General features: G+C 52.7%; 1 rRNA gene. It reads left to right on the forward strand.

From position 1 onward, the window contains the following. Positions 1–393: ribosomal RNA gene (locus tag M3182_RS25815) — 23S ribosomal RNA — on the forward strand; the annotation flags it as partial.

Below are 393 nucleotides of genomic sequence, written 5' to 3' on the forward strand. Positions count from 1 at the left end.
TCAGGGTTAGTCGGGACCTAAGCCGAGGCCGAAAGGCGTAGGCGATGGACAACAGGTTGATATTCCTGTACCACCTCTTTATCGTTTGAGCAATGGGGGGACGCAGGAGGATAGGGTAAGCGCACTGCTGGATATGTGCGTCTAAGCAGTTAGGCTGGTAACGAGGCAAATCCCGTTACCGCGTGAGCTGAGCTGTGATAGCGAGGGAAATTTAGTACCGAAGTTCCTGATTCCACACTGCCAAGAAAAGCCTCTAGCGAGATAAATGGTGCCCGTACCGCAAACCGACACAGGTAGGCGAGGAGAGAATCCTAAGGTGAGCGAGAGAACTCTCGTTAAGGAACTCGGCAAAATGACCCCGTAACTTCGGGAGAAGGGGTGCTTTTTAGGGTG

It is taken from the genome of Mesobacillus maritimus (assembly GCF_023715205.1).
Taxonomy (GTDB): Bacteria; Bacillota; Bacilli; order Bacillales; family Cytobacillaceae; genus Mesobacillus_B; species Mesobacillus_B maritimus_C.